27 protein-coding genes and 1 pseudogene are annotated in these 26,010 nt (G+C 56.8%); 19 read left to right on the top strand and 9 right to left on the bottom strand.

Annotated features, from left to right (window positions below; genetic code table 11):
* Both HK24_RS01680 and epmA read right to left on the bottom strand, forming a co-directional pair.
* Window positions 1–299 (bottom strand): annotated as a pseudogene (locus tag HK24_RS01680) (hypothetical protein); the annotation flags it as partial.
* Window positions 300–406: 107 nt separating this feature from the next.
* Window positions 407–1,402 (bottom strand): EF-P lysine aminoacylase EpmA, encoded by a 996-nt coding sequence (epmA, locus tag HK24_RS01675; RefSeq protein ID WP_086633039.1) that lies wholly within the window; start codon window positions 1,400–1,402, stop codon window positions 407–409.
* A 52-nt stretch (window positions 1,403–1,454) separates the two neighbouring features.
* Between epmA and HK24_RS01670 the strand changes: the two genes are divergently transcribed.
* Window positions 1,455–2,504: a lysine-2,3-aminomutase-like protein gene (locus HK24_RS01670; protein ID WP_086633038.1), complete on the top strand. Its 1,050-nt coding sequence runs from the start codon at window positions 1,455–1,457 to the stop codon at window positions 2,502–2,504.
* Window positions 2,505–2,663: 159 nt separating this feature from the next.
* Here the strand turns inward: HK24_RS01670 and HK24_RS01665 are convergent, their stop codons facing one another.
* Window positions 2,664–2,978, bottom strand: a complete 315-nt coding sequence (locus HK24_RS01665) for a carboxymuconolactone decarboxylase family protein (protein ID WP_046901305.1) — start codon at window positions 2,976–2,978, stop codon at window positions 2,664–2,666.
* A gap of 216 nt (window positions 2,979–3,194) precedes the next feature.
* On the opposite strand from HK24_RS01665, the gene efp reads away from it, so the two are divergent.
* The 7 genes from efp (at window position 3,195) to HK24_RS01630 (ending at window position 10,849) form a co-directional block, all read left to right on the top strand.
* Entirely contained in the window at window positions 3,195–3,761 is a 567-nt protein-coding gene (efp, locus tag HK24_RS01660; protein ID WP_046901304.1) for an elongation factor P, read from the top strand.
* Window positions 3,762–3,763: 2 nt separating this feature from the next.
* The gene (locus HK24_RS01655; protein ID WP_064274968.1) at window positions 3,764–4,591 is read left to right on the top strand and encodes an inositol monophosphatase family protein; all 828 of its coding nucleotides are present in this window, start codon (window positions 3,764–3,766) and stop codon (window positions 4,589–4,591) included.
* A 60-nt stretch (window positions 4,592–4,651) separates the two neighbouring features.
* Complete coding sequence (locus HK24_RS01650; RefSeq protein WP_198942031.1) at window positions 4,652–5,389, top strand: OmpA family protein; 738 nt, start codon at window positions 4,652–4,654, stop codon at window positions 5,387–5,389.
* Between the two features lie 17 nt (window positions 5,390–5,406).
* Window positions 5,407–6,555, top strand: coding sequence for a flagellar motor protein MotA (locus HK24_RS01645; RefSeq protein ID WP_086633037.1), 1,149 nt, complete (start codon window positions 5,407–5,409; stop codon window positions 6,553–6,555).
* A gap of 2 nt (window positions 6,556–6,557) precedes the next feature.
* Window positions 6,558–7,559, top strand: a complete 1,002-nt coding sequence (locus HK24_RS01640) for a peptidoglycan -binding protein (protein ID WP_086633036.1) — start codon at window positions 6,558–6,560, stop codon at window positions 7,557–7,559.
* 83 nt (window positions 7,560–7,642) lie between these two features.
* Window positions 7,643–9,445, top strand: coding sequence for a translation elongation factor 4 (gene lepA, locus HK24_RS01635; RefSeq protein ID WP_086633035.1), 1,803 nt, complete (start codon window positions 7,643–7,645; stop codon window positions 9,443–9,445).
* Window positions 9,446–9,454: 9 nt separating this feature from the next.
* Window positions 9,455–10,849 (top strand): glycosyltransferase family 2 protein, encoded by a 1,395-nt coding sequence (locus tag HK24_RS01630; protein ID WP_086633034.1) that lies wholly within the window; start codon window positions 9,455–9,457, stop codon window positions 10,847–10,849.
* On the opposite strand, the gene HK24_RS01625 is transcribed toward HK24_RS01630, so the two are convergent.
* Complete coding sequence (locus HK24_RS01625; protein WP_086633033.1) at window positions 10,839–11,390, bottom strand: biliverdin-producing heme oxygenase; 552 nt, start codon at window positions 11,388–11,390, stop codon at window positions 10,839–10,841. The two genes, HK24_RS01630 and HK24_RS01625, sit on opposite strands and share 11 nt — an antisense overlap.
* 113 nt (window positions 11,391–11,503) lie before the next feature.
* Here HK24_RS01625 and HK24_RS01620 point away from each other — a divergent pair, with 113 nt between their 5' ends.
* The 3 genes from HK24_RS01620 (at window position 11,504) to HK24_RS01610 (ending at window position 15,848) form a co-directional block, all read left to right on the top strand.
* Entirely contained in the window at window positions 11,504–13,606 is a 2,103-nt protein-coding gene (locus tag HK24_RS01620) for an AsmA family protein (protein ID WP_369826505.1), read from the top strand.
* A gap of 83 nt (window positions 13,607–13,689) precedes the next feature.
* Entirely contained in the window at window positions 13,690–15,021 is a 1,332-nt protein-coding gene (locus HK24_RS01615; protein ID WP_086633031.1) for an NCS2 family permease, read from the top strand.
* Between the two features lie 59 nt (window positions 15,022–15,080).
* The gene (locus HK24_RS01610; RefSeq protein WP_086633058.1) at window positions 15,081–15,848 is read left to right on the top strand and encodes a hypothetical protein; all 768 of its coding nucleotides are present in this window, start codon (window positions 15,081–15,083) and stop codon (window positions 15,846–15,848) included.
* Window positions 15,849–15,979: 131 nt separating this feature from the next.
* On the opposite strand, the gene HK24_RS01605 is transcribed toward HK24_RS01610, so the two are convergent.
* The gene (locus tag HK24_RS01605) at window positions 15,980–16,459 is read right to left on the bottom strand and encodes a hypothetical protein (protein WP_086633030.1); all 480 of its coding nucleotides are present in this window, start codon (window positions 16,457–16,459) and stop codon (window positions 15,980–15,982) included.
* A gap of 11 nt (window positions 16,460–16,470) precedes the next feature.
* Window positions 16,471–16,815, bottom strand: a complete 345-nt coding sequence (locus HK24_RS01600) for a hypothetical protein (RefSeq protein ID WP_086633057.1) — start codon at window positions 16,813–16,815, stop codon at window positions 16,471–16,473.
* Window positions 16,816–16,952: 137 nt separating this feature from the next.
* On the opposite strand from HK24_RS01600, the gene HK24_RS01595 reads away from it, so the two are divergent.
* From HK24_RS01595 to HK24_RS01575, 5 genes are all read left to right on the top strand, one after another.
* A complete protein-coding gene (locus HK24_RS01595) occupies window positions 16,953–17,207 on the top strand; it encodes a sulfurtransferase TusA family protein (RefSeq protein WP_046902033.1) in 255 nt (84 codons plus the stop codon).
* A gap of 98 nt (window positions 17,208–17,305) precedes the next feature.
* Window positions 17,306–17,557, top strand: a complete 252-nt coding sequence (locus tag HK24_RS01590; protein ID WP_046901294.1) for an exodeoxyribonuclease VII small subunit — start codon at window positions 17,306–17,308, stop codon at window positions 17,555–17,557.
* Window positions 17,554–18,456: a polyprenyl synthetase family protein gene (locus tag HK24_RS01585; protein WP_086633029.1), complete on the top strand. Its 903-nt coding sequence runs from the start codon at window positions 17,554–17,556 to the stop codon at window positions 18,454–18,456. Before HK24_RS01590 ends, HK24_RS01585 begins: the two co-directional genes overlap by 4 nt.
* Window positions 18,457–18,460: 4 nt before the next feature.
* On the top strand, window positions 18,461–20,443 hold the full coding sequence (gene dxs, locus HK24_RS01580) for a 1-deoxy-D-xylulose-5-phosphate synthase (RefSeq protein WP_064274978.1): 1,983 nt from the start codon (window positions 18,461–18,463) through the stop codon (window positions 20,441–20,443).
* Between the two features lie 3 nt (window positions 20,444–20,446).
* Entirely contained in the window at window positions 20,447–21,211 is a 765-nt protein-coding gene (locus tag HK24_RS01575; protein ID WP_086633028.1) for a TlyA family RNA methyltransferase, read from the top strand.
* Here HK24_RS01575 and HK24_RS01570 read toward each other — a convergent pair.
* Together HK24_RS01570 and HK24_RS01565 are read right to left on the bottom strand one after the other, a co-directional pair.
* Window positions 21,162–21,746 (bottom strand): TetR/AcrR family transcriptional regulator, encoded by a 585-nt coding sequence (locus HK24_RS01570; RefSeq protein ID WP_086633027.1) that lies wholly within the window; start codon window positions 21,744–21,746, stop codon window positions 21,162–21,164. The two genes, HK24_RS01575 and HK24_RS01570, sit on opposite strands and share 50 nt — an antisense overlap.
* Complete coding sequence (locus HK24_RS01565) at window positions 21,743–22,210, bottom strand: nuclear transport factor 2 family protein (protein ID WP_086633026.1); 468 nt, start codon at window positions 22,208–22,210, stop codon at window positions 21,743–21,745. The genes HK24_RS01570 and HK24_RS01565 overlap by 4 nt, the downstream gene beginning before the upstream one ends.
* 128 nt (window positions 22,211–22,338) lie before the next feature.
* Between HK24_RS01565 and rlmN the strand changes: the two genes are divergently transcribed.
* The 3 genes from rlmN (at window position 22,339) to HK24_RS01550 (ending at window position 25,368) form a co-directional block, all read left to right on the top strand.
* Window positions 22,339–23,550: a 23S rRNA (adenine(2503)-C(2))-methyltransferase RlmN gene (gene rlmN / locus HK24_RS01560; protein WP_086633025.1), complete on the top strand. Its 1,212-nt coding sequence runs from the start codon at window positions 22,339–22,341 to the stop codon at window positions 23,548–23,550.
* A gap of 73 nt (window positions 23,551–23,623) precedes the next feature.
* Window positions 23,624–24,856, top strand: a complete 1,233-nt coding sequence (locus tag HK24_RS01555) for an argininosuccinate synthase (protein ID WP_046901287.1) — start codon at window positions 23,624–23,626, stop codon at window positions 24,854–24,856.
* A gap of 23 nt (window positions 24,857–24,879) precedes the next feature.
* Entirely contained in the window at window positions 24,880–25,368 is a 489-nt protein-coding gene (locus tag HK24_RS01550; RefSeq protein ID WP_086633024.1) for an FKBP-type peptidyl-prolyl cis-trans isomerase, read from the top strand.
* Between the two features lie 36 nt (window positions 25,369–25,404).
* Here the strand turns inward: HK24_RS01550 and HK24_RS01545 are convergent, their stop codons facing one another.
* Window positions 25,405–25,947, bottom strand: coding sequence for a thymidine kinase (locus HK24_RS01545; RefSeq protein ID WP_086633023.1), 543 nt, complete (start codon window positions 25,945–25,947; stop codon window positions 25,405–25,407).
* Window positions 25,948–26,010: the final 63 nt, after the last annotated feature.

Below are 26,010 nucleotides of genomic sequence, written 5' to 3'. Positions count from 1 at the left end.
CCATAGCCGGGTCCACCCCAGCCACCGCCCCAACCGCCGCCCCAGCCACCATAGCCGCCGCCCCAGCCGCCCCAACCCCAGCCGCCGCCACCGGAATACTGGGTCTGGTTGTCGATATAGGCGAGGAACGAGTGACCTTCTGCCTGGTAGTCTTTCGTCGGGACGCCAAACTGGCGAATGACGTCCACTTCAGACTTCCCGACCATCGAATCGAGAACCTTGCGCTGCTGCAGGGTAGGAACCTCACAGGCGGAAAGAGCCAGAAGAGCGACGACGGAAAGCAGCTTTGCCTTTTTCATTTTCTTTGTCCCCGGCTGTGTGACCAGCACAGATATGTTTCTTCGTGAGACGTTCTAGCCCGTTTGGAGATAGAAACGGATTAAAAGTCCTGCAAGTTTCAAAACGGCTATGCCAACCACAAAATGTCACGGATTGCAGGCGCACCCGTCGCGAGCATGACAAGGCGATCAAACCCCAGCGCAATACCAGAGCATGATGGCATATCTGGCAATGCCGTCAAAAAAGCTTCATCAAGCGGCCAGTCCTGATCTGGCGAAATTTCGAGTCTTCGTTGCCGATCTGTAGCGAAACGTTCGCGCTGCTCCACAGGATCCGTCAATTCTTCGAACGCGTTCGCCAGTTCGATCCCAGCAATATACAGCTCAAACCGCAAGGCTGCCCTCGCGTCCGACGGATCTTTGCGGGCAAGAGCCGCCTGTTCCGCAGGCCAGTGCGTCAGGAAAGTAGGCCTTTCACGGCCGATAACAGGCTCGACACGCTCCAGAAGCAGGCGAAAAAAGAGATCTTCCCAGGTCTCACCGTTTCTGAGCACCGCGCCCGCCTGTGTCGCCAGAGCCTCTGCATTCCCGGCTGTCGCCAGAAGATCTGCACCTACATATCGCGCAAAAGCATCCTGCATTGTCAGACGTTCGAACGGCAGAGACAGCGGGATTAGTCTTTCATCCCTATAGATCTGTTCCGGCAAAAGAGCCCTGACGTAAGCCTCCGTCTCATCCATCAGGCCGGCAAGATCAGCTTCAGGCGCATACCATTCCAGCATTGTGAATTCCGGAACATGCGTGGAACTGCTTTCTCCATTGCGCCACACCCGGGCGAGCTGGAAGATCGGTAGCCCCGTGGCCGCTACAATTCGTTTCATCGCAAATTCGGGGCTGGTATGCAGGAACCGTGCTTCGCGGCCTCCATCAGGTTGCTCCAGTTCTGTCCGGAAGCAGCGAAGATGCACTTCTTCCCCCGGAACCGGAACCGCGTAAGGCGTTTCCACATCCAGATAACCACGATCATCGAAAAATTTTCGCGTAGCCTGCACCATGGCAGCCCGGCGCCTGAGCAACGGCAGGCGTTCAGCAATCCGGTCATGATCGGACGAGGAATGGGTCATAAGGGAAGAGTTCCTGTTGCAACACACAGCCAGCCAGCGTTAGAGCCACCACATGCACGATATGGTCAAGACCACGAACAAGCGGCATGTGCTGCGCACACCATCTGATCTCATTCAGGCAGGGCTAGCTCCGGAAGTTGACAGAGCGACCCTTGATGCTGTCAGCGGCCACTTTGCGACAGCTATTCCACCTGCGTTTCAGGCACTGATTGAAACCTCAGACGACCCTATCGGAAAGCAGGTCATCCCTGACATCCGGGAACTGACCACGCAGCCCTATGAAACCGTTGATCCGATTGGGGATGATGCGCTGTCTCCCGTCAAAGGGATCGTACATCGTTACGAAGACCGTGCGCTTCTGAAGCCCCTGTTGATCTGTCCACTTTACTGCCGTTTCTGTTTCCGACGGGAGCATGTTGGCCCCGATGGTGGCCTTCTGACAGATAAAGAGTTCGAAACTGCGCTTGATTGGGTTCGGACGCATCCCGCCATCCGCGAAATCATCCTGACGGGCGGTGACCCTCTGATGCTCGCGCCGCGCCGACTGAAACATATCGTTCAGTCCCTCTCGGCGATTCCGCATATTGAGACCATCCGTATTCATTCCCGTGTTCCCGTAGCAGACCCGGCTCGCATTACACCGGACCTGCTGGACGCCATGGAAACAGATCGCGCCATGTGGGTCGTCGCGCACATCAATCACGCACGGGAAATGACAGACGAGGCCCGCAAGGCAGTTCGCGCCATTCTTTCGCGCGCTATTCCGGTTCTGTCCCAGTCTGTTCTCTTAAGGGGAGTGAACGATACGGAAGCCTCTCTGGAGGCGCTTTTGCGCGCTCTCGTGACGGCACGTATCAAGCCTTATTACCTGCATCACCTCGACGCGGCACCGGGAACCAGTCACTTTCAGGTTCCCGTTGAAGAAGGGCGGGCTTTGCTGGGCCGCCTTCGTGGACGCGTCACAGGCCTGGCATGGCCGACATATGTTCTCGACATTCCCCATGGCAAAGGGAAAGTCCCACTGGGGCCGGATTACCTGTTGCCTGGCGAGAAGGGCAAAGTCCGTACACCTCAAGGAGAAATTGCAGATTTTGAAGGTTAGAGCCTATCGCTCAGGCCATCGAAATCCTGGCCTGCTTCAGCCTTGGACGTTAACCGTCTAAATCACAGACAGGCTCGCTCAACACGATAGAGCATTGCCCGACGGCGGATTTTGGAGCTGCTTACCCAACAAAGCCGGACGCAGCCCCGAGCACCTGCTTTACCCTTCCGTCTTCGGAAACAGATGCGTCGCATGTGTGACGGCGCCACCCGCACGGATAGCCGCTGCCACCAGAGCAATCTCTGACAGCTGAGCGTCTGTTGCCCCTGCCTCACGCGCAGCCTTGGCATGAAGTTCGATGCAATACGGACACTGCGTGGTCAGCGCGACAGCAACCGCAGCGAGCTGCTTAGTCAGTGCGCTGACAGTTCCGTCTTCAAATGCAGCGCGATCAAACTGCCAGAAAGCGTCCATCCCCTTGCTGGCGTTCGCTTCGAGATGGGAAATACGGGAAAGATTTTTCATGTCGTACATGAGAGCAAGCCCCTGAGTTATCCGTCCCCGCCTGCACGACAGGGCCATTGCGAGCATGAACCCCTCTCACTTTTCCTCCAAGAGCGACATCCTTCACACTTTCCTGAGTTATTCAGCCCACTCAGGCCGCCTTGCGCCTTGCCGAAATCCCCTTCACGGCGCTAGAAGCCCACAAGACGTGATAAGAAACCCACTATTGCAGGGTCAGGACAACACATGAAGCAACAAGCCAACCTTATCCGCGCCGGTCAGGTCATCGAGCACGATGGCCGTCGCTGGACGGTTCTCAAGCAGCAGATCATCACCCCGGGTAAGGGTGGCGCGTTTATTCAGGTTGAAATGCGTGACCTGAAGACGGGCAACAAGACGAACGAGCGCTGGCGCACCGCAGACACCGTTGAACGCCTGATCACGGAAGACAAGGACTTCACCTATTCCTACATGGACGGTGAGAACATTGTTCTGATGGACCCGGAAACGTTCGAGCAGGTCATCCTGCCAACCGATATCCTGGGTGACCAGCTTCCGTTCCTGCAGGACAATATGGAACTGAGCGTCAAGCTTGTGGAAGGCGACGCCGTTGGCGTGACCCTGCCGCCGCATGTCACGCTCGAAATCACCGAAGCGGACCCGGTCGTGAAAGGTCAGACGGCCTCATCGTCCTACAAGCCAGCCATGCTCGCCAATGGCGTGAAGACCATGGTTCCTCCTTTCATTGAAGCTGGCGAGCGCATCGTTGTCCGTACGGATGATGCGTCCTACGTCGAGCGCGCCAAGGACTGATCATGCGTCTTTCCCCGCACATGGCCGTCATGCAGAACGCAGCGCAGAAGGCAGCACGCCGCCTGCTCCGCGATTTTGCAGAGGTCGAGCAGCTTCAGGTCAGCATCAAGGGTCCGGGAGACTTCGTGTCCCAGGCCGACCTGCGTGCAGAAACCATCATCCGCGAAGAACTCGCCCGCGCACGTCCAGGCTATGCCTTCCTCATGGAAGAATCAGGCCCCTCGGGCGGGGATAACTGGACGTGGCGCTGGATTGTCGATCCGCTGGACGGCACGACGAATTTCCTGCACGGCATTCCGCACTGGGCCATTTCCATTGGCCTTCAGCGTCGCCTGCCGGATGGTACGGTCGAACTGGTCTCCGGGCTGGTTTACAATCCTGCTGCCAACGAAATGTTCTGGGCTGAGAAAGGCATCGGCGCATTCCTGAACGAGCGCCGCCTGCGCGTTTCCGCACGACGGAACATGCAGGAAGCCGTGTTCGCCACAGGTATTCCGTTCGCAAAGGTCCCCAGCAGCAAACGCCTGCCCTTCGCACGCGTTCTGGGTGCTCTCATGCCGCAGGTTGCAGGCATCCGTCGCTTCGGCGCCGCTGCCCTTGATCTCGCATGGGTCGCAGCTGGCCGTTACGAAGGTTACTGGGAATTCGGCATCAAGCCATGGGACTGCGCAGCAGGCCTGCTGATCGTTCGGGAAGCTGGTGGCCACGCCACTGATCCGGACGGACAGGAGCTTCATGACCTCGACGACGACGTCAATGTTGTTGCCGGAAATGCCCAGCTTCATGGCACTCTGCGCGGTATCGTGCATGAGGCTTTGAACCGGGAGTAAGCAGAAGTCTCTCCTGCCCCATTGCGGGAGGATGGAACGCTCGGTTAGGATCGGTCCCCTATGTACAGGCCGATCCTAACCTCCCTCTCAGTGGCGGCCGTTCTGGCCTGCCTTCAGCCTTCTGGGGCGCATGCCCAGGTCACCAGCAATCTGGATGATCTTCCCAGTGGCAAACCGACTGCCGTTGCAAAACCTGCAGTCCCTTCCCAGACCACGCATCGTGCCGCAGCGACGCCTTCTCCATCGCGGAGTACGGCTCCGCACAGCGCCTCTGCACCTACAGGTACAGGCAAAACGACGGTTCCTGCCGTTCCCACCGCACCGCCGCCACCTGTCGTGCTGCCGCCACCCTTCGTCCCCATTCAGACGCATGCGCCCGCTCCACCGGTTGATATCAAGGCCGTTGCTGATGCGAAGAGCAGCACGACAGCTCTGCCAGAAGGTGGACTGCGCGTGATTTTCGCGCCGTCGAGTTCAGATCTCACCGATGAGAGCCTCAAAGCCCTTACGGCCTATGGCGCCTCGCTCAAGGATCAGCCTGAAAAACGTATCATCCTGACAGCCTATGCCACTGTGCCAGGTGATGACATTTCAATGCCAAGACGCATTTCCCTTGCACGGGCACTGGCTGTACGCTCCATTTTCATCAATGCTGGCGTTGCAACCACGCGCCTGTATCCCCGCGCCATGGGACGTCCGGACAAGGGCGATACTAATCCGGCTGACCGCCTCGATATCGTCACTGAGCAAAATCCGCCGCCCTCCGATTCCGCAACCCCGGCAAACGGCACGCCATAAGCCAGGAAAGACCCGCCGTGACCCGTCCCACCACCTTCCTTCTGCGTATGGGCGTCTTTCTCGCCGCCGTTGCGCTTCTCGCAGCGTCTATGGCCAAGACGCTCCTGAACGCTTTCAATGCCAACCCGAAGCTGGATGCCGTCATTCTGGGCGTTCTGATTTTGGGAATTATCTGGAGCCTCCGCGTTGTCCAGCGGCTCATGCCGGAAGTTCGCTGGGTGGAAATGCTCCGCCAGCCCCGCGCAGGGCTTGCAGCTCCAAACCCGCCCAAACTGCTCGCCCCAATGGCGAGCATGCTTGCCGCACGCAGTCGCACGGACCGCTTGACCCTCTCGACCCAGACAACCCAGGCCATGCTGGACAGTCTCTCGTCCCGATTGGATGAGAGCCGCGAAATTTCGCGTTATATGACGCAGTTGCTGATTTTCCTGGGGCTTCTCGGCACCTTCTACGGTCTGCTTCTGACGGTGAGCTCCATCGCCTCCGTGATCGGTGGAATGTCAGCGGGTAACGGCGATCTGGACGCCATGTTCAACCAGCTCAAGACAGGCCTTGCCGGTCCGCTGGCTGGCATGTCGACCGCATTCTCGGGTTCCATGTTCGGCCTGGCAGGAGCGCTGGTTCTTGGCTTCCTGGATCTGACAGCCGGTCAGGCACAAAGCCGCTTCTTCAATGAGCTGGAAGAATGGCTTGCGGGCGTTACCCGTGTCAGCGGTGGCACAAGCATTGAGAGCGATGGGGCTCCGATCCCAGCCTATGTGCAGGCCCTTCTCGAACAGACAGCGGAAAATCTGGAAACGCTTCAGAATGCCGTTTCCCGCAGTGAAGAAGCCCGCGTCCGTGAGGTTCAGTTGCTGGATAGCCTGCAGGAGCGTCTGCGCGGCATGACTGAACTCCTGAAAGCCAATCAGCAGATCATGACCCGCACGGCCGAGACGAATGCAGCCCTCGTTCCACTCCTTCGCCAGATGGGTGAAGAGGGTCAACCGGGCTCGCAAGGCACGCCGCTTCTTCGGATTGAGAGCCATCTTTCCCGTCTCGTTGAAGAACTGCATCAGGGTCGCGCCCAAACCGTGGGTGAAATTCGCAATGACCTGCGGGTTCTCGCGCGGACCATCGCTGCGGCCTCCGGCACCACAAACGGCACTTCCAGCAGGCAGGACTGACCATGGCCCGGCGCAGACGCGGACCCAACAACGCCCTGGATGCCTGGCCCGGCTATGTGGACGCTCTGTCCACACTGCTGATGGTCGTCACGTTCGTTCTTCTGGTCTTTGTGGTGGGACAACAGTTTTTGTCCGTCGCCCTGATGCGACGCGAGCACACACTCGACGCTTTGCAGAAGCAGTTGGCTGAGCTGTCACACATGCTCTCTATGACGGAAGACAAGAACAAATCCCTGAATGCGACCGTCGCCAGCCTGGCCAATGACAAGCAGAAGAACGAAGACCAGCTCAAGGCTTTGGCCGGGCAGATGGCTCTTCTGAATGGCCAGCTTCAGTCCAAAGATCAGGCCCTTGCCTCTGCTGACAGCACAAGCCAGCAGCAGAACAGCAAAATCTCGGACCTACAGGCTCAGATCGAAGAACTGACACGCCAGCTTCAGGCCATCAGCAACGCCCTTGATATCGAGAAAAAGAACGAGCAGGCCAAAGACACGCAGATTCAGGATCTTGGAAACAAGCTGAACGTCGCCTTGGCCGACAAAGTGAACCAGCTCAAACGGTATCGCTCGGAATTTTTTGGCCGCCTGCGTGATATCCTGAAGAATCAGAAGGGCGTGAATGTCGTAGGAGACCGGTTTGTCTTTCAGTCAGAAATTCTTTTTCCTCAGGGCAGCGCTGACCTAACCACTGAAGGCAAAAAAGAAATCACCACTCTGGCAAAGACGTTCAAACAGGTGTCTTCAACCATTCCCGCAGATATCCCATGGATTCTGCGCATTGACGGCCATGCAGACAGACAGCCCATTCACAGCGCTTTTCCGAGCAACTGGGAGCTGTCCTCTGAACGGGCCATCACTGTTGTGAAACTTCTGATTGCCGAGGGTGTGGACCCGCATCATCTGGCAGCAACAGGGTTTGCAGACTTCCAGCCGCTTGACGCGGCCAGCACCCCAGCGGCATACGCCCGCAACCGCAGGATCGAGTTCCGTCTGACGGATCGCTGATTCCCCTTGCCTGCCTTTTCACGAAGGCAGGCTTTTCCGCAGGTCTGCTGACATTCCTGCGATAATCCCGTATGTAACCTGCCATGACCGAAACCCCGCTCTCCCTCATTCGCAATTTCTCGATCATTGCGCATATTGACCACGGTAAATCGACGCTTGCAGACCGCCTGATCCAGGCCTGTGGCGCTCTCACGGCTCGTGAGATGAAAGCTCAGGTCCTCGATTCGATGGAGTTGGAGCAGGAGCGCGGCATTACCATCAAGGCACAGACGGTTCGCCTGACGTACCCGGCCAAAGATGGAAACATCTACACGCTGAACCTCATGGACACGCCGGGCCACGTTGACTTTGCATATGAAGTCAGTCGCTCGCTTGCCGCCTGTGAGGGGTCACTGCTGGTTGTGGATGCGTCCCAAGGCGTGGAAGCCCAGACGCTGGCAAACGTCTATCAGGCGATCGACGCAAACCACGAAATCGTGCCAGTTCTGAACAAGATCGACCTTCCGGCAGCCGAGCCGGAGCGTGTTCGCACGCAGATCGAAGAGGTCATTGGCATCCCGGCGGATGACGCTGTGGAAATCAGCGCCAAAACCGGCATCAACATCGAAGGCGTCCTTGAAGCACTTGTAACGCGTCTGCCTGCGCCGAAGGGTGACCGTTCAGCACCGCTTCAGGCTCTTCTGGTGGATAGCTGGTACGATGCTTACCTCGGCGTCATCATTCTGATCCGCGTCATGAATGGCACCGTCAAGCGCGGTGACCGCATTCGTATGATGCAGGCCGGATCGACCTATCACGTTGATCAGGTTGGTGTGTTCCTTCCCAAAATGACCAACGTTGATGAGCTTGGCCCAGGTGAGATGGGCTTCATTAATGCAGCCATCAAAACCGTTGCGGACGTCGCGGTCGGTGACACAATTACCCTGGATCGCAAGCCGGCCGAAAAGGCGCTTGCAGGCTTCAAGCCTTCCATCCCTGTGGTGTGGTGCGGCCTCTTCCCAATCGATGCCGACGATTTCGAGAAGCTGCGTGACAGCCTTGGTAAGCTGCGACTGAACGATGCATCTTTCCACTTCGAGGCAGAAAGTTCGGCTGCTCTGGGCTTTGGCTTCCGCTGCGGATTCCTCGGACTGCTCCATCTGGAGATCATCCAGGAACGCCTTTCCCGCGAATTCAATCTGGATCTGATCGCCACCGCGCCGTCTGTCGTCTATCGCATGACACTGACAAACGGCACGAAGGAAGAGCTGCATAACCCTGCAGACATGCCGGATCCTGCCCAAATCGAAACCATTGAAGAGCCCTGGATCAAGGCTACGATCATGGTTCAGGATGAATATCTGGGTTCCGTGCTGACACTCTGCTCGGAACGTCGCGGTATTCAGGTCGATCTCACGTATGTCGGCAACCGTGCGATGGCCGTCTATCGTCTTCCGCTCAATGAAGTTGTGTTTGACTTCTATGATCGTCTGAAATCCCTGACCCGCGGATATGCGTCCTTCGACTATCAGGTTGATGGATACGAGGAGAGCGACCTGGTCCGCATTTCCATTCTGGTCAATCATGAGCCAGTGGATGCGCTGTCCTTCGTTGCCCACCGCACCGTGGCAGAGACGCGCGGTCGTGCAATTTGCGGCAAGCTCAAGGATCTGATCCCCAAGCAGCTCTTCAAGATCGCCATTCAGGCCGCTATCGGCTCCAAGGTCATCGCCCGTGAAACCATTGGCGCGCTTTCCAAGGACGTGACGGCGAAATGCTATGGTGGTGACATCTCCCGTAAGCGCAAACTTCTGGACAAGCAGAAAGAAGGCAAGAAACGGATGAGACAGTTTGGTAAGGTCGAAATTCCGCAGAGTGCCTTCCTCGCAGCCCTCAAAATGGATTAACCCAGCCTTATGCCCAAAACAGCCGCTGTCCTGTTCGTCCATAACGAGGCCGACAACATCGGCTGGTGGCTTAGTCACCATGCCACGATTGGGTTCTCAACACTGATCGTCTGCGACGATCATTCAACTGACGGCACTTGGACTCTTCTTTCCAATGCCGCTTCATTTTACGATATTCGGCTTCAACGATCGGACAAGACCATCCCCGATCGTCTGGAGCGCCAGACAGCCTTTCAAAAGGCTGTTTTTGAACATGGGCGCACCGAATTCGATTGGATGATGATTCTTGCCGCAGACGAATATCTGCATCTTGAACAGGCCTCGTCTCTTGAAGAGTTTCTGGGTTCGGCAGATGGGCAGCCCATTCCGGTAAACTGGTGTCTGTTTGGTTCCAATGGCCATGAAACACCGTCGCCCTTTGCACCGAGCCAAACCTTCACGCATCACGCACTTCTTGAGACTGCTGACCACAGGGTCACGCGAACCCTTTTACCGGCTGACCGGTTCGAAAGCGCTTTGCCTGACCCTTTTGAGCGTATCCGTTCTCATCCTGACTGGTCTCAGGCACGCGTTCTTCATTACGCAGCAGGCGATCGCCAGAGCTTTTTCCAACGCGGTTCAAGTGAAACGCCAGAAGAGGCCTGGAAACATTTTGATCGCAATGATGCATTAGAAACAGGACCACAGCGTTGGCTACCGGAAACGCGCCGAATTGCCGCTTCGCTTGTTCAGTCAGGTTTGACTGACCTTTACTGGCGCCTTCGCCAAACTGTGGTCCAGCATGACGAAAATACATTGGAAAAGCTTGGTCTCAGTACCTCCGCGCTTTCTGCGGAAGATGACGGCACGTTTCCTGATTTTCAATTCTACGCGTTCAGTAACACACAGCCTTTCGTGCTGGACCTGCACACAGAGCAACTTGTTGCTCTTCCAGCGACTGATCTGGACCCTACCCGGCATGTCCGGATGATTCTTGCTGTCGAGGCCAGTTCAGTCTCGCCATATCCTGCATTTCTTTTTCCTGAACGCCCCTGCCAGGCGCCGTGCCTGACCATCACAGGCTCTCCATCACTTCTCGCAGCCGTTCCCTTACGTTTCCGCCCAGAAGACCAGAGTATGGCTTCTGCAATCACGGGGCAGAGTGTCGATCTTGAAACCCCTGATTCCACGCTACTTCCCCAGGAAGCCACGTCCGAGCTTTACGCACGCCTCACGGTTTTAATGGTGCTGAGCCAGGGCGGACACACACTGGAAGCGCTGCTTCGGGGTATTGAAAGACTTCCTGCCCCTGATGCAACTGCACTGGGGTGTGCAATTGCCATGCTCTGTCCCGCAGAGGCAGCACAGTTGGCCGTCACATTCCCAGGGCTCGTTCCCTTGAGCGTCCGGCCCGTCAGTCCGTAACAGCCGCCTTCCGAAACAGATCAAACGTTGCCGTCACACCATCCATGACCGCAGCACGATAAGTCGCATCCCCGGTGGAAAGTCGCTCACGCAGCATCTGAAGGAACGCGGGCCAGCCACCCTTTTCATGCGCTGTTGACAAATATTCCCGGGGTAGCCCTTCCCCCACCTGCGCTGACAGCATTTTGCCGCCAAGGCGAGATCCTTCCAGCACATAGAGAGCACCCAGAGCACCTCCCGCTCGCGTTGGAGGGTGCCAATCCAGCGCTGTGGGTAGTGCGTGGCCAAGAGTTTGTAGATCGCGTTGCAAAAGATCAGTGCGACCACGCCACGCTGGCAAATCATGCTGCGTGGCAAGCCACTGCTCCACAGCAGGCAACACCTTCGCATGGGCCTGCAGAAAGGCACCATAAGACGTTGGATCTGACAGATTGAAACGTGAATACACCTGATCGACCCGTTCATGCACAGTGCGACTGACCTGACGCAAGGCTGTCAGGGGATCATGCTCGGCTCTGATATCGTTCACGGTCTCACTCATTTTCCACGCTCTTAATGTCTTCAGGCGCAACTGGGTCGGCTGCAAATCGTATTCATACCAATGCAGTCATATTTCTTCTTCGGCCAGATTTTTCGTGATGTGGAGTTTCAATGATGAGTGATGCCTCGTCCCAAAAGGTTCGTCGCAAGCATCCTGTTCTAAAAGTAGCAGGCGGCTTTTTGGGCGCTCTCGCCATTGCCATCATCGTCTTGGTGTTTGTCTGGCAGTGGGACTGGTTCGTCCCGCTCATCAATCGCAAAGCCTCTGCGGCACTGCATCGCCCGGTCAGCATTGCTCATCTTCACGTTTCACCTGGCCTGCGCACCAGCGTCACGGTCGACGACCTGAAAATTTCCCAACCTGAAGGCTTTGAAAAAGAAAAATCTGACTTTGCGTCTGCCAAATCCCTGACAGTGAAAGTGGATGTCTGGCGCTACCTGACCGGACGTGGCCTCTTTATCCCGGTAATCCGCATGGATACCCCGAGAGGGGACATTATTTCCCTGATGAACGGCCGTAATAATTATACGTTCGGCGACACATCCAAAGATAACCAATCGGCCTCATCCTCAAGCACAACAACGCTACCGGATCTCGGCGAAATCGACATCCAGAATGCGGACATTCATCTGGCACTTGCTCAGTTGAAAACGGATATGCACGTGCTTGTTCACACGACGCCGGCTCAGGCCAACCAAAAAGGAAACGTCGTCGTTGATCTCAACGGGCGCTACGCTCAGGCACCAATCAACGGACACATTGTTGGTGGGGCTCTTCTCTCGCTCACTAAGCCTGCTGAGCCGTACCCCATTGATGGTCGTATCGCTAACGGCCCAACCTACGTAACTCTCAAGGGAACGGTCGACGACCCGCTGCACTTCAAGGGAACAAAGCTCGCCCTTCACTTCGCGGGCCCAGACATGTCTTTGCTTTATGGACTGACGGGTGTTCCTGTGCCGCACACTCCGGCTTACAGCATCACGGGCAACCTCGGATATTCCGAAAATGCCATTCGTTTCCAGAAATTCGAAGGAAAGATGGGGTCGTCTGACATTGGTGGGGACATCAACGTCAATCCCCACCTGAAACCGCCATTCGTAGAGGCTGCCTTACATTCGCGCTCAGTCGATCTGGCGGATCTCGGTGGGTTCATTGGTGCGAAAACGGGCGAGGCAAAGAAAACCGCTCCTCCAAGCAAAAGCGTGCTACCCGATCAGAAAATCAATGTTCCCAAGCTGAACGCTGTGAATGCACACGTGACCTATCACGGTGATCATATCCGCAACAAAGACCTGCCGCTGGACAACATCGATACGGAGTTCGAGGTCAAAGACGGCGCTATTGATCTGAAACATCTGACTTTTGCGACAGGATCCGGGAAAATCAGCGCCGCTGCGACTCTGGAACCAACGAAGAATGAGCAGTTCCGGACCAAGTTCCGCCTTGATGTTTCTCGCCTCCCCCTCTCGCAGATCATGAAAGCAACTGACACCTTCAAAGGTGAGGGAACAATCGGTGGCCATGTCACGCTGACATCAACAGGAAATTCTGTCGCATCGCTGGTCGCGAACGGAGATGGCGGAACCACACTTGTACTGGATCGGGGCGGAGACGTTACGGCCCTTCTTCCAGATCTGCTCGGGCTAAAGCTGGGATCAGCAGTTTTGTCCGCTCTTGGAATTCCCAACCGATCGAGACTTGAATGTCTTGTCGCTGATATGCCGCTGGACAGCGGCATTCTGAAAACCAAGTCTCTGTTGCTCCAGACTGAAACCACCCGCACGACCGGAACAGGAACAGTCAATTTCCACAACGATACTCTCGACTATGCTGTTACTACCCGCTCAATTCACCCTCAGATCCTCTCTCTTCCTGGGGCAGTGCATATTTTTGGCCCTCTCAGCGGCCCCAATATTTTGCCCGGCGCAGAACTGGTAGGGCGTGTTGCAGCGTCCGTAGGCCTTGGTGTTCTCTTCCCGCCTGCTGCGCTCATCCCAACCATTCAGTTGGGTGTTGGGGAAGGCTCAGCCTGTGAACGTGCGGTACGAGAAGCCAACACAAACCCGGCTGCAGGAATTGCACCAGGCGGGACGACAGGAGGTGGAGCAAGCAGTGTGCCACATCCGTCAAAGGCGGCATCTTCTGGCAAGCCTGCGAAGCGCCTGACACCCGCTCAGGTTAAAAAAGCATGGGCTCAAAAAACGAACCCGAAATGAAAAATCACCAAGGCCCCATGGCGGAATGAACTTTTTTCACTATAGCTGAGCAAAATTTTCATTCCCGCCGGAGTGCCTGATCGTTGCTGTCCACACTCGACCGATGGTTTCATATTTCCGCCCGCGGCTCCACCGTTCCGCGTGAGATCATCGCTGGCCTGACGGTTTTCGGGGCCATGGCCTATATCGTCGCTGTCAATCCAGCCATTCTGTCGGCGGCGGGACTGGATCGCCACGACATGGTCATGACCACGATTGCAGGAGCAGTCGCTGGCACATTGCTCATGGCTTTGTGGGCAAGACTGCCAATCGCTCTAGCTCCGGCCATGAGCAGCAACGTTCTGTTCGCGCAGGTTGTCGTTCAGCAGGCCCATGTGAGCCCACGGACCGCCTTTACAGTCGTCCTTTTCAGCGGCCTGTGCTTCACAGCACTTTCTCTCAGCCAGATACGCCAGCGCATTATCCGCGGGTTTCCGCCTTCAATTGTCCTGGGCATTCAAGTTGCACTGGGTGCTTTCATCGCACGCATCGGCCTCACTACCAGTGGTATTGCCGTCCCCACGGCTCAAGGGCTGACGTTCGGTTCTCTGAGTGATCCGTCCGTTATTCTCAGCCTAGCTGGCGTGCTTCTCTGTGCCGTTCTTGTGGTTCTGAGAATACCCGCCGGGCTTCTTCTGGCGATTCTGACACTGACCGTGGCAGGCCTGTTCATTCATACGGATAAAGGCGCAATCACGACCCTGCCCACGCATATGATGGACTGGCCGCATTATCCCACCAATCTTTTTCTTCCTTTTGATTTTGCCGGTTTTTTCTCCCACCTCGGCCTTCTGGTTCCCATCACGCTCTACTTCCTCATCAGTGACTTTTTTGATGCGACGGCAACGATGATGAGTGTTGCCCATCGTGCAGGTCTGGACGGAACGCCCGAGAAACCGGCGCTGGATCATCGTGCTTTTGCATCTGACGGCGCAGCCAGCATCATTGGGGCCAGCCTTGGGACGTGTACGGTTTCAGCCTATGTCGAAAGCCTCGCAGGTGTCGAAGCTGGAGGCCGAACTGGCCTGAGCGCCCTGATCGTCGCCCTGCTTTTCGCAGCTTCCTCCATTTTCTGGCCACTGATTACAGCTATCCCGGCTATCGCGACGGCGCCTGTTCTGGTTCTGGTCGGACTCAATATGCTTGGCAGCCTCCACCGCGTGGCCTCCAACCCGTCCGATGCTATTCCGCCCCTCACGATGCTGCTCATCGCCGGGATCACCGGAAATTTCATGCTCAGCCTGTCCTGCGGCTTGCTGCTTTATACGGGATTGGCCCTCGCATTACGGGACTTCAAACGCCTTACGCCAATTGTGCTCGGCCTCGATGCTGCGTTTCTTTTCTATATGGTTCTGCAAAGTCACATGGGCGGCTAACAAATTTTGACCGCTCAGTTTTAAGCCTTTCTTAAGGGGAGATGGAACACTATCTCCCCATGAACGCAGCCCCACACGTCTTCATTGCGACACCCTGTTTTGGGGGAACAGTTACCCAAACATACATGCAGTCCATTATCAGTTGCATGAGTGAAGCGCCTTCTCACAATATTCGCCTGACGCTCTCGACACTAGGAAGCGACGCCTTGATTACACGGGCACGCAATACGCTTCTTCACCAGTTCATAACCCAAACAGACGCTACACACCTGTTATTTGCAGACAGTGACATTGGTTTTTCGTTTGCAGATATTCAAGCACTTCTAAACGCCGACAAGCCGGTTATCGGCGGAGCCTACCCGCTCAAATCTCACTACTGGGACCATAATACCCAGCGGTTCATGAGCAAAGGCGAACCCCCGGAAAGTGCCAGTTTGCGCTATGTTGGCGACTGCTCTGCGCTGTATGACACTTCACCGCCAGCCGAAATTGCTTCCGTTTCTTACGTCGGAACTGGCTTCATGCTGCTGACGCGCTCCACAATTAGCCAGATGATGAGCGCCTATCCTGAGACCGAATACGAGCGCATCGATGCTCAACAAAGTGGCCATCTCACCGATCATTCGGTCCCACAGAATCCTTTTGCCCTGTTTGACTGCATGATTGACCCGGAGACGAGAACATATCTCTCCGAAGACTTCGCATTTTGCCGTCGATGGCTCAAAATCGGCGGAAGCGTCTGGCTTCATCGGGGATTGCGCCTGTCCCACACTGGTCCTGCGACATTCCAGGGCAATCCCCAAAACAGGCTTTTCGCGCTTCGTTAAATACCCATAAAAGTCAGATTAAATAATTGGCATATTCAGCTACGCCACTATTCTGTCATAATATACCGATCTAAGGTAAACCTGCGATGTCGGGAGCGTGATGCATACAGGTCCCCGGCATCGCTCTCGCTTCAAGCCTGAACAGCTCTCCTGAAATAATCGACATTGGCCACAGGGTCTGCCGCGCCGAGCGGGGTATTGTAATGCACCTTGTGATACCGGCTTAAGGCAAACGGATCCTGTGCAGAAGGCAGTGCTTCCCGAACACGGTAAAACCGGATTCGCGCCATCGCACAGGCATATCGTAAATTACTGATCATCTGCGCACTGCGTGGCAGATCATGAGCCAGCATGTTTTCCAGAATGCCAGCATATGGCTGCCCAACCGGGAAACGCAGAAAATTAGCCCAGCAATCGTCGTGGGTTGCAGGTTCCATTTGCCATAGCCCCAGCGCTGGCTCTCCCCCAATCTGCTTTACGTAGGCTCCTCTGCTCTCAGCCAGTGCCGTGCCCGTCAGAAGATTAACGGCTGCTGTCCCGCCCAGTCCGAGCGCTGCAAGGGCTGGCTCCACCACCAGATGCTTGAGTTGTCCGACATCAAGACCTTCCATGACTCGTCCCCTCAATGCGTGCTGAGAGACAGAGCGAAATGCACCATCCCAGTTCCGAGGATGGATGTTGCCAGCGTCACTATCGCCGTCAGAACAGCCCGGCCACCGATCAGACGGTCCAGCTTTCCATTCACAATCCTGTTACCATTATCGACCTTGGTCTCCAGGGATTTCATCTGATCCCGCAGAGAACTGATTTCCTGCCGCATCTCCGTACGCAGTTGTTCGTACCGATCTGACAACCCCCCAGCGACTGTTTCCAGTCGAAGAACACGGTCTTCCAAAATACGGATCGTGTAAGCCCGATGCTCATTTCCCTCGGAAGACGGCGACCTTTCAGAGATCAGTTTTTCCATGTGTTCCTCAAAAACAAAAAAAGCGCCCCGAAGGACGCTTTGTGGCATTGAGCCATAGTTATAGAAAAACCATGCTATTCCGGCAATGGGAAATCCGTTACTTGGCCCACGGCACGGCGCAGGGCATAACAGACGTCATGACGATACCTCCGACGGAGACCCTGCTGGACCTGCGCGGTCTTGCCTGCCCCATGCCCGTTCTCAAGGCGAACCGCGCCCTGCGTGACATGGCGCCTGGAACACGCCTTCGTATTCTGGCAACGGATCGCGCTTCAGTGGCGGATTTCCAGTCTTATTGCCGCGAAACAGGCCATGCGATGGTGGCCTTCACGGAGAGCGCTGGCGTTCTTTCATTTGTCATCCGCAGGCGTGCAGAAACGCAACCCTCCTGAGGAAACTCCCCCGTTCCCAAGCACAGGGCTGGCAAAACCTGTCATCTGGCTGTAATCCCTCGCTACCTTGTTTCCCAAAGCGTGTCTTGAGGCTTTCCATGCCCGAACCCATTGATGCCATGTCTTTCGAAGATGCCCTCTCCGAGCTGGAGCGGATCGTCCGTGGCCTTGAAGGCGGACAGATGAAGCTTGAAGACGCCATTTCTGCCTATGAACGCGGTGCCGCCCTACGCAAGCACTGCGATGCAAAGCTGGGAGAGGCCGAGATGCGTGTGCGCGCCATTGTCCAGAACGATGACGGCAGCACAGGCACGGAGCCTCTTGCCGATACCGGAGAGACCGGCCGATGAGTGCCACCACGTCCACCTCCCTCAAGGAGGCTCTCGCCCACGCCTGCACGGACATCGAAGCGACAATCGACGCCCTGCTCCCGATGGTGCCGGGTGACGAATCCATTCTTCTTGAAGCCATGCGCTACGCTGCCCTCGGTGGCGGAAAGCGTCTTCGTGGCTTTCTGGCCGTAGAAGTTGCGTCTCTATTTGGTGCAGACCGCAAGGCTGCGCTGCGCGTTGCGGCGTCAGTCGAACTGCTTCACGCATATTCTCTTGTGCATGATGATCTTCCGTCCATGGATGACGATGATCTCCGCCGTGGGCGTCCCTCCACGCACCGTCAGTTTGACGAGGCCATTGCCATTCTTGCCGGCGACGCTCTTCAGACGCGGGCTTTCGAGATTCTTCTTGAGGATGAAACGTCTTCCGACGCCACCATCCGCTCCAACCTCGCACTCGCCTTGGCTCGTGCCTCAGGCGCAGCGGGAATGGTTGGTGGTCAGGTCATCGATATCCGGGGGGAAGGCCGTGCCCTCCCTCTGGATGAAGTTCGTCGCCTGCATGCCCTGAAAACGGGCGCCCTGATCCGCTATGCCGCCGAATCAGGAGCGATTCTGGCAGGTGTGACGGATGATCGCCGGGACGCCATCGTCGCTTACGGCCAGAATCTTGGAACAGCCTTTCAGGTGGCAGACGATGTTCTGGACACGACCGCAAGCGCCGAGGAACTCGGCAAAACCGCTGGCAAGGACGAAGCCAGCGGCAAATCCACTTATGTCTCCCTGCTTGGCATTGACGGAGCCCGCGCCGAGGCCCGCCGCCTGAGCGATCAGGCCCGGGAGGCCCTTTCATCTTTCGGCGCACAGGCCGCGGCCCTCAGGGCTCTTGCAGACTACGTCGTCGAGCGCAGGAACTGATTTCATGAGCAACCCGTCTTCCACGATTCCTACATACGGCCGCTATCCAGTTCTGGACCGCGTGACCCTGCCGTCAGATATGCGGAATCTTTCCGTCGATCAGCTCAAGCAGCTTGCCGACGAACTGCGCTCCGAAACGGTTGACGCCGTTTCCACAACCGGCGGTCACCTTGGCGCCTCTCTTGGCGTCGTCGAACTGACCGTTGCGCTACACGCCGTATTCAACACGCCGGATGACCGTATCATCTGGGATGTTGGCCATCAGGCTTACCCGCACAAGATCCTGACAGGCCGTCGCGATCGCATTCGCACCCTGCGTCAGCCGGAAGGCCTCTCTGGCTTCACCCGCCGTGCAGAAAGCGAATACGACCCGTTCGGTGCCGCTCATTCGTCCACATCCATTTCTGCCGGTCTTGGCATGGCTGTGGCCCATCACCTGCGCGCGGAAGAAGATCCGAGCTACCATGAGCGCAACGTGATTGCGGTCATTGGTGACGGCTCTATCTCCGCTGGCATGGCCTACGAAGCCATGAACAACGCCGCTGTTGCAGGTCCGGGCGCGAACCGCCTGATCGTGGTGCTGAACGACAATGAAATGTCGATCGCACCACCGGTGGGTTCGATGTCGAACTACCTGTCCCGCCTGATGTCTTCGCGCCAGTTCTTCGGTCTGCGTGACTTGGCTGGCAAGGTTGCCAAGCGCCTGCCCGGCAAGATCGAGCGGACGGCCAAGCGCGCTGAAGAATATGCCCGTGGCATGATCACAGGTGGCACGCTGTTTGAAGAGCTGGGTTTCTACTATGTCGGCCCGGTTGACGGCCATGACATGAACCAGCTCGTCCCCATTCTTCGCAACCTGCGTGACGCGGACGATCAAGGCCCGATCCTGCTCCACATCATCACGGAAAAAGGCCGCGGCTATAAACCCGCCGAAGCTGCTGGCGACAAATATCACGCTGTCAGCAAATTCAATGTCGTGACAGGCGAGCAGAAGAAGGCTCCAGCTGGACCGCCGAGCTACACGTCGATTTTCAGCCGCGAACTCCTGCGTCGCGCAAAGACAGACGACAAGCTCGTTACCATCACGGCAGCCATGCCTTCCGGCACCGGTCTTACAGCTTTCGCCAAGGCCTATCCGGACCGCTTCTTTGACGTGGGTATTGCCGAACAGCACGCCGTCACTTTTGCTGCAGGTATTGCGTCCGAAGGTCTGCGTCCATTCTGCGCCATTTACTCCACGTTCCTTCAGCGCGCCTATGATCAGGTCGTGCATGACGTTGCCTTGCAGAACCTACCAGTCCGCTTCGCCATCGACCGCGCTGGCCTGGTCGGTGCTGATGGCGCGACGCATGCCGGGTCTTTCGACCTGAACTATCTGTGCTGCCTGCCAAACATGGTCGTGATGGCACCGTCGGACGAAATCGAGCTGCTGCATGCTACGGCAACGGCTTGCGAATACGACGCTGGCCCAATTGCTTTCCGTTACCCCCGTGGCAGCGGCATCGGCCTCGACCTTCCGGAAAAGGGCGAAGTGCAGGAAATCGGCAAGGGTCGCATCGTTCGCGAAGCGCGTCAGGCACCTGGCGCCCGCGCAGGTGTCGCCATCCTGTCGCTAGGTACACGTCTGCACGAATCTTTGCGCGCAGCGGACCAGCTAGCCGCTCAGGGCGTTCCGGTCACGGTAGCAGATGCCCGCTTCGCCAAGCCGATCGATACGAAGCTCGTTGATGATCTGGTCAGCCAGCATGAAGTTCTCATCACCCTTGAAGAAGGTGCGATTGGCGGCTTCAGCAGCCTGGTTGTGCAGCACCTTGCAGAAACCGGTCTGCTGGATACGGTGAAATTCCGTCCGCTGGCTCTCCCGGACAGGTACATCGATCATAATGCCCCTGACGTTCAGTATGACGAAGCTGGCCTGACAGCTCCGCATATCGTTCGCACGGCAGCATCTGCACTGGGCGTCGAAGTCGTCCAGCAGTCTGCCTGAGTCATGGCCAAACGCCGCGCAGACCAGCTCCTCGTTGATCGGGGACTGGTTGACAGCCGAACTCGTGCCCAGTCCCTCATTATGGCAGGTCTTGCCTATACGGGGGATCGGCGCATCGCCAAGGCTGGGGACCAGCTTCCAGAGGATGCCCCCCTGTCCCTCAAAGGGCAGGACCATCCCTGGGTGTCTCGCGGCGGTCTGAAACTCATTCACGGCATCGAGCATTTCGCGCTGGACCCCAAAGGCCGTATTGCCATTGATGTCGGCGCCTCAACGGGCGGATTTACGGATGTCCTTCTCACGCACGGCGCAACGAAAGTTTATGCCGTTGATGTCGGGCATGGTCAGCTTGCTTGGAAAATCCGCTCTGATGAACGCGTCGTCGTCATGGAAAAGACGAACGCGCGCGCGCTCACAGCGGAACAGATTCCTGAACGCGCAGGCATCGTCGTTTGCGACGCCAGCTTTATCAGCCTTAAGACCGTACTGGCCGCCGCGCTTAAGCTAACAACCCCGGATGCCTGGGCTATCGCTCTGATCAAACCGCAATTTGAAGCCGGGCGAAACGAAGTCGGCGCAAAGGGCGTGGTACGGGACCCCGCCGTTCACGAACGCGTCTGTGCCGAAATCCATGACTGGCTTTCGGCCATTCCAGGATGGGAAGTTATGGGCGTTGAAGCCAGCCCCATTACTGGCCCCGAAGGCAATCGGGAGTTTCTCATTGCCGCTCGTCGTAATGGTCCGCTGGAAGATCCAGACGCAACTTGAACGACACGAGCCGACGTTTGAAAACATCTGCGTCGCCTCGAGCATGGGCCAACACCAATGCTCCCTGAATGCCACTGACAATTTCCTCAGACAGATCAACAGCGTCGCTTTTCAAGCGCCCCTGCCGCTGGAGTGCCTGAGACAGACTTTCCTGCCAGCGCAGAAAATAGTTTCTAATCTGCATAGCAAACGATGTGTCTACGCTCAGGGCCAGCAACCCCATCAGACAAATTCTTTGGCCTGACCTAAAGTACTGCTCAGTACCTTCGAACATTGCTGTCAGGCCGACCTTGGGGTCTTCTTCTGTTTCCAGAGGACTAAAAATTTCAGCATCGAACCACTGCTGGATATGCTCCAGGACTTCAGCAGCCATCTGCTTCTTCCCTTCCGGAAAGAAATTATAGAGGCTGCCTTTTCCCAGCCCCGTCGCAGCTGTGAAGCGACTGAGAGACGCCCCCTCGTACCCATACTGACGAAATACCTCAGCGATATTTTGCAAGATAGCAGTACGGCTACGGCCGCCTGATCCCGTCATAGCCCCAAATCACTCAGTCCAGGATGTCCCTCAGGTCGAACCTTGCCTTCCCAGTGGAACAGGCGTTGAGCGTCCTTGATTGGCATATCATTGATGCTGGCATGCCGCTCTGCCATGAGGCCTGCCTCGTCAAAACCCCAGTTTTCATTCCCGTGCGATCGCCACCATTGGCCCTGCCCATCTCGCCACTCATAAACAAAGCGGACGGCGATCCGGTTCTCGTGAAATGCCCAAAGCTCCTTAATCAGCCGATACTCACGCTCCTTCTCCCATTTTCTCGTCAGGAATTCCTTAATTTCAGACCGCCCGTGAACAAACTGATCCCGGTTTCGCCAACGACTGTCGGCTGTATAGGCCAGCGCAACTGTCTCCGGATCTTGACGGTTCCAGGCATCTTCAGCCGCTCGAACTTTTTGAATAGCGGTGTCCCGCGTGAATGGGGGCACAGGTGGACGCGTCTGCATGTCGTACCTTTCAGAACCAGAGAAGAAACCATATTTTGTACCGAATGGTACAAAGAGTCTAATCTTTCTTGCATCACCTCACTTTCCCTTGGAAATCTGCGCCCTCCCCGTGCTATGGCTCCGCCGCCATGACCGCTTTGAAACATCCCGACACCCTCCCCCGTATCAATTCCATCGCTTCAGATGATCTGAATGAGGCGGAGCGCGAACGCATTCGCGCAAAGTCCGCCCTGTTCGCCCCACCTGAAGCACGACTGGAAGACGGACGGCGTGATCTGGTCGGAATGTCACGCGAAGAGCTGGCAACCCTGATGACGGAAATTGGCGAAAAGCCTTTCCGCGCAAAACAGATCTGGCACTGGATCTACCATCAGGGTGCCACCGATTTCTCGAAAATGAGCACAATCGCCAAACCCCTTCAGGCGAAACTTGCAGACCACTTCATCGTCGGCCGCCCGACGACAACGACGGAACAGACGTCGGTGGATGCAACGCGGAAATTTCTTTTCCGCTTCCGCGACGGTCAGGAAGCTGAAACAGTTTATATTCCTGACCGTAAGGAAGACCGTGGCGCTGTCTGCATCTCTTCACAGGTCGGATGTACGCTCTCCTGCACGTTCTGCCACACCGGGACGCAGAAGCTCGTTCGCAACCTCGGCCCAGCAGAAATTGTCGGCCAGTTCATGGCGGCACGAGACAGCTACAAGGAGTGGCCAAGCCCAAGCGCGGACATGCCGCGCTTTCTCTCCACCATCGTTCTGATGGGAATGGGTGAGCCACTCTACAACTACGACAACGTCGCTAAAGCCATGCGCATCGTCATGGATGGAGAAGGCATTGCCCTCTCCAGGCGCCGCATCACGCTGTCCACGTCAGGCGTCGTGCCGATGATGGATCGCTGTGGTGAAGAACTGGGCGTAGGCCTCGCTATTTCCCTGCATGCGGTCACGAACGAACTGCGCGATCAGATTGTCCCTCTGAACCGCAAGTACCCGATCGAGGAACTGATGGCCGCCTGCAAGCGTTATCCGGCAGCGTCCAATTCCCGTCGCATCACCTTCGAATACATCATGCTGCGCGGCGTGAATGACAGCGAAGCCGATGCGAGGGAGCTGGTCCGCCTGATCAAAGACCTGCCGGCGAAAGTGAACCTTATTCCTTTCAATCCGTGGCCGGGATCAGAGTTCCATCCCTCCACAAAAGAGCAGCTCGCAAAGTTTGCAAAGATCGTGATGGATGCAGGTTTTGCAGCCCCGATCCGTACACCACGTGGCCAGGACATTCTTGCAGCCTGCGGACAGCTCAAAACCGAAAGTGAGCGTCAGCGCAAAAGCGTCTGACGCCCGGTTTCCCTCACGGACGCGGGATGCTAGAAACGCCTTCCGAACGAACACCATTAAGGACCACGCAGTTATGAGCGCCCATCAGGACGTCAAGAAAGTCGTTCTCGCCTATTCCGGCGGGCTGGACACTTCGGTCATCCTTCGATGGCTCCAGAAGACCTATAACTGCGAGGTCGTGACCTTTACGGCTGACCTTGGTCAGGGCGAAGAGCTGGAGCCGGCCCGCAAGAAGGCCGAGATGTTCGGCGTGAAGGAAATCTTCGTCGAGGATCTGCGCGAGACCTTCGTGAAGGACTACGTCTTCCCGATGTTCCGCGCGAACACGGTTTATGAAGGCCAGTACCTCCTCGGTACGTCCATCGCCCGTCCGCTGATCGCCAAGCGCCAGATCGAAATTGCCGAAGCTGTTGGTGCGGATGCCGTTGCCCACGGTGCAACCGGCAAGGGCAACGATCAGGTCCGTTTCGAACTTGGCTACTATGCCCTGAAGCCGGACGTGAAAGTCATTTCCCCATGGCGCGAATGGGAACTGACATCCCGGACGAAGCTGCTTGAGTTTGCAGAAGAAAACCAGATCCCTGTCACGAAGGACAAGCGTGGCGAAGCCCCGTTCTCCGTTGACGCCAACCTTCTGCACTCCTCGTCCGAAGGCAAGCTGCTCGAAGATCCGGCTGTCGCGCCTGACGAAATCGTTTTCCAACGCACCATCTCCCCAGAAGCCGCGCCGGACAAGGCTACGGAAATCAGCATCGACTTCGTGAATGGTGACCCGGTTGCCATCAACGGCGTTGCGATGACCCCGGCAACACTGCTGACACGCCTGAACGAACTAGGCCGCGACAACGGCATCGGCCGTCTGGACATCGTGGAAAACCGCTTTGTGGGCATGAAGTCCCGCGGCATCTACGAAACGCCAGGTGGCACGATCCTGCTGGCCGCTCATCGTTCCATCGAGAGCATCACGCTGGACCGCGAAGCTGCTCATCTCAAGGACAGCATCATGCCGCGCTATGCGGAGCTGATCTATAACGGTTTCTGGTTCTCGCCAGAGCGCCGGATGCTTCAGGCCCTGATTGATGCGAGCCAGCATTCCGTCAACGGCCGTGTCCGCATGAAACTCTATAAGGGCAATGTCGTTTGCGTCGGACGCGAAAGCCCTAACAGCCTGTATGATACCCGCGTCGTGACATTTGAAGATGACGAGGGCGCGTATAACCAGCAGGACGCACAGGGCTTTATCAAGCTCAACGCCCTGCGCCTGCGTCTGGGTGGTCAGATTGGCCGCCGCGGCGGCGCACTCTAAGTACAAACCAGTAGCGGGGGACCATGACCAGCCTGTTTCGCCTTACATCAGCCTTGACCCTTTGCGGCGCACTCCTTGCAGGATGCGCCGGACACAAGGAAGACGCGCCAGAACTGACGCCCGAACAGTTCATGGCGAAGGTCCAGGCGGAGCCGGGTGTCAAAACCCTCCCGGATGGCCTGAGCTACAAGGTTCTGAAGTCCGGCCCCAAAGATGGTGAAAGCCCACATCGTGGCTCCACCATCATGGTGATCTATGAAGGACGCCTGCCAGACGGCGGAATTTTTGACAGCTCTGACCAGCATGGCAGCGGTGCCTACATGGAAATGCCGCTGGATGGCTTGGTTGATGGCTGGCTCGAAGCTCTGCCAATGATGCACGTTGGCGACGAATGGATGCTCTATCTTCCGGCCAAGCTAGGCTACGGGAAGCGCTCCATGGGCATCATTCCGCCCAACAGCCCACTCATCTTCAAGCTCCAGCTTCTGGGCGTCAATAACGGACAGCAGTAAGTCCTGCTGCTTCACTTCAGCTTTGCCAGAGAGGCCTCAAGGCACCTCTGGCAGGCCCCAGTGCTCATCGCACCGCGCTTCATAAAGCTCCTGATCTCCCGTTTCGAGAAGATGCCCAGTCTCATGTGTCTTGGCAGTCCACTGGGCTGGCTGATTGCAGACATGGCACCGAGCTTCCAGATGAATGATTTCATCGGCGAACTGCATGAGCCTCGATACAATTTCAAACGGCTCCTGACGATAATCGCTATCCAGGCCGCCAACCGTGACAGTTGCTCCGCGCAATCGGGCAGACTGTAACTCTGCAACGATATCTCCCTCGTAATGAGGTGAGACCATAAACTGCACTTCATCCAGAACAATGTGTGAATAGTCCTCGGAATGAGGCGGCCAGCGCCGCACGGAACGCGCTGCGAAATGTGAGCCATCCCGACTGACCAGTTCTGCACCGTCACGCGTATCGAATCCCGGCTTCAGTGCCAGAACGCGTTCATGCGCAGACGCAGCCTTGATCAGATGCGAGGATTTTCCTGCAAACATTGGCCCCACATACAGTACCAGACGTCCCTTGCCGCTCATGCTTTCTCCTTCTGATGCGCCCATGAGCCCTATCGGGACGGTTTTGCCAAGAGCCACCCTTGC

It is taken from the genome of Gluconobacter sp. DsW_058 (genome assembly GCF_002153615.1).
GTDB lineage: Bacteria > Pseudomonadota > Alphaproteobacteria > Acetobacterales > Acetobacteraceae > Gluconobacter > Gluconobacter cerinus.
Note: the sequence above shows the minus strand (reverse complement) of the source record. Positions and strands in the feature narration are given on the sequence as shown.

Coding starts and splice junctions, on each gene's coding strand:
- epmA (WP_086633039.1), bottom strand. CDS start 1,402: ATGACCCATTCCTCGTCCGATCATGACCGGATTGCTGAACGCCTGCCG.
- HK24_RS01670 (WP_086633038.1), top strand. CDS start 1,455: ATGCACGATATGGTCAAGACCACGAACAAGCGGCATGTGCTGCGCACA.
- HK24_RS01665 (WP_046901305.1), bottom strand. CDS start 2,978: ATGTACGACATGAAAAATCTTTCCCGTATTTCCCATCTCGAAGCGAAC.
- efp (WP_046901304.1), top strand. CDS start 3,195: ATGAAGCAACAAGCCAACCTTATCCGCGCCGGTCAGGTCATCGAGCAC.
- HK24_RS01655 (WP_064274968.1), top strand. CDS start 3,764: ATGCGTCTTTCCCCGCACATGGCCGTCATGCAGAACGCAGCGCAGAAG.
- HK24_RS01650 (WP_198942031.1), top strand. CDS start 4,652: ATGTACAGGCCGATCCTAACCTCCCTCTCAGTGGCGGCCGTTCTGGCC.
- HK24_RS01640 (WP_086633036.1), top strand. CDS start 6,558: ATGGCCCGGCGCAGACGCGGACCCAACAACGCCCTGGATGCCTGGCCC.
- lepA (WP_086633035.1), top strand. CDS start 7,643: ATGACCGAAACCCCGCTCTCCCTCATTCGCAATTTCTCGATCATTGCG.
- HK24_RS01630 (WP_086633034.1), top strand. CDS start 9,455: ATGCCCAAAACAGCCGCTGTCCTGTTCGTCCATAACGAGGCCGACAAC.
- HK24_RS01625 (WP_086633033.1), bottom strand. CDS start 11,390: ATGAGTGAGACCGTGAACGATATCAGAGCCGAGCATGATCCCCTGACA.
- HK24_RS01620 (WP_369826505.1), top strand. CDS start 11,504: ATGAGTGATGCCTCGTCCCAAAAGGTTCGTCGCAAGCATCCTGTTCTA.
- HK24_RS01610 (WP_086633058.1), top strand. CDS start 15,081: ATGAACGCAGCCCCACACGTCTTCATTGCGACACCCTGTTTTGGGGGA.
- HK24_RS01605 (WP_086633030.1), bottom strand. CDS start 16,459: ATGGAAGGTCTTGATGTCGGACAACTCAAGCATCTGGTGGTGGAGCCA.
- HK24_RS01600 (WP_086633057.1), bottom strand. CDS start 16,815: ATGGAAAAACTGATCTCTGAAAGGTCGCCGTCTTCCGAGGGAAATGAG.
- HK24_RS01595 (WP_046902033.1), top strand. CDS start 16,953: ATGACGATACCTCCGACGGAGACCCTGCTGGACCTGCGCGGTCTTGCC.
- HK24_RS01590 (WP_046901294.1), top strand. CDS start 17,306: ATGCCCGAACCCATTGATGCCATGTCTTTCGAAGATGCCCTCTCCGAG.
- HK24_RS01585 (WP_086633029.1), top strand. CDS start 17,554: ATGAGTGCCACCACGTCCACCTCCCTCAAGGAGGCTCTCGCCCACGCC.
- dxs (WP_064274978.1), top strand. CDS start 18,461: ATGAGCAACCCGTCTTCCACGATTCCTACATACGGCCGCTATCCAGTT.
- HK24_RS01575 (WP_086633028.1), top strand. CDS start 20,447: ATGGCCAAACGCCGCGCAGACCAGCTCCTCGTTGATCGGGGACTGGTT.
- HK24_RS01570 (WP_086633027.1), bottom strand. CDS start 21,746: ATGACGGGATCAGGCGGCCGTAGCCGTACTGCTATCTTGCAAAATATC.
- HK24_RS01565 (WP_086633026.1), bottom strand. CDS start 22,210: ATGCAGACGCGTCCACCTGTGCCCCCATTCACGCGGGACACCGCTATT.
- rlmN (WP_086633025.1), top strand. CDS start 22,339: ATGACCGCTTTGAAACATCCCGACACCCTCCCCCGTATCAATTCCATC.
- HK24_RS01555 (WP_046901287.1), top strand. CDS start 23,624: ATGAGCGCCCATCAGGACGTCAAGAAAGTCGTTCTCGCCTATTCCGGC.
- HK24_RS01550 (WP_086633024.1), top strand. CDS start 24,880: ATGACCAGCCTGTTTCGCCTTACATCAGCCTTGACCCTTTGCGGCGCA.
- HK24_RS01545 (WP_086633023.1), bottom strand. CDS start 25,947: ATGAGCGGCAAGGGACGTCTGGTACTGTATGTGGGGCCAATGTTTGCA.